The organism is Paraburkholderia sp. BR13439, assembly GCF_040948805.1.
GTDB classification, from domain to species: domain Bacteria; phylum Pseudomonadota; class Gammaproteobacteria; order Burkholderiales; family Burkholderiaceae; genus Paraburkholderia; species Paraburkholderia youngii.
Genome location: NZ_JBFPKN010000110.1, coordinates 1 through 1,402, shown reverse-complemented (window position 1 = coordinate 1,402; position 1,402 = coordinate 1). Strand labels below are relative to the sequence as shown.

Annotated in this window: 1 protein-coding gene; it reads right to left on the bottom strand. The window is 63.3% G+C overall.

What is annotated here, in order from left to right:
• Positions 1-1,388 (bottom strand): GNVR domain-containing protein (locus tag AB3X96_RS42380; RefSeq protein ID WP_368594395.1); only part of this gene is annotated, 1,388 nt, incomplete at its 3' end.
• Positions 1,389-1,402 lie beyond the last annotated feature (14 nt).

Here is a 1,402-nt window from a genome sequence, read left to right as displayed (position 1 = left end):
GGCCCCGTCAGCAGCACGCGATTGTCGCCCGACTCCGATTCAAGCATTGCAAAATGCAGCGCGGTTCTGAGCCGGCGCAGGCTTTCAATCGACGGGTCGCGCGGAAACTCGCTCGCGAGCAGAAACTTCCCGTCAGCGGGCAGCTTCGGCGCCTTGCCGATGCGCGCGACTTTCGCCTGCGACAGCGGCACGGTCGCGTACACGTTCAGGCCTGTCTGCTCCTCGATCTCCTGCGCGTCGGTCACGCCCCGATAGAGCGCCGTCCGCGCGAACGCCGCACCCGCACCCAGAATCAGGCCGCCCAACGCCGCATAGATGATCACCAGCAGTTTGTTCGGCTTGATCGGGTCTTTCGGCACCACCGGGTTATCGATCAGCCGCGCCGTCCCCACCTTGCCCGCGCGCACCAGCTTCAGCTGTTGCATGTTGTTCAACATGCCGACATAAAGCTCGTTGTTCACGTTCATGTCACGGGTCAGGCGTACCGCATTCTGCTCCAGCTCCGGCAACGCCTGTTCCTGCTGCGACAGGCTGCCGATCCTGCTGCCCACCATGCCAATCTGCTGGTCGAGCGCCTGGATCGCCGGGTGACCCGGCGCGTAGATCGCGCTCATTTCCGCGCGCTTCTGCTTCAGTTCCAGCAGGCTGCGCTGCGTGGCCACGCTCTGATCCAGATAGGCCTTGCCCTGCTCACTGAGGTTGAACACGCCCATGCGGTTGCGCATGTCGTTATAGCGCCCCTCGGCGCGCTCCAGGTCGCTCTTGAGCTGCGGCAGCTGTGCGCTCAGAAACTCGAGCGACCTCTCGGCTTCCGCCGCCTTGCGCTTCAGATTCTGCTCGACATACGCATTGCCGATTTCGGCAAGCGTGCTGGCCGTCAGCATCCGCTCGGAGCCCGTCAGCGACGCGCCGATGATGCCGCTGTCCTTGCCCTTCTGCGACACGGTCAGCCTGTTCTGCAGGTTCTCCACCGTCTTTTCGCGCGACTGCCTCTCCAGAATGAACTGCGTGCCCGGCCTCGCGTTCAGCGCATCGACCCGCAGCGTGATCGCGCCTTCAGGCAGTGTCGTGTCGAGCGTTGCGCCCACGCGGCCCTCGACCGGCTCGCTCAGATCCGACTGCTCCAGCCGGTAGCGCCCGTCCTCCAGAACGGTCAGCACGAACTTCTCGCCTTCGAATGCTTCCGGAACGTTGAAGCTGGACACCTTGACCGATTCGTTGCCCCACGCATATCCGCCAAATCCAAACAGACCAGGCGAGGAAAGACTTTTGGCCTGCCGCCCCAGCCAGTCGCCGATCAACGGAAAGCGCTTTGGCTTTGCGCTGATATCGAGGCGCAGATCGTCGACGGCCTTGCCGACCACCATTCTCGACTGAATGATTTCCATCTCGGCCGTCGCCT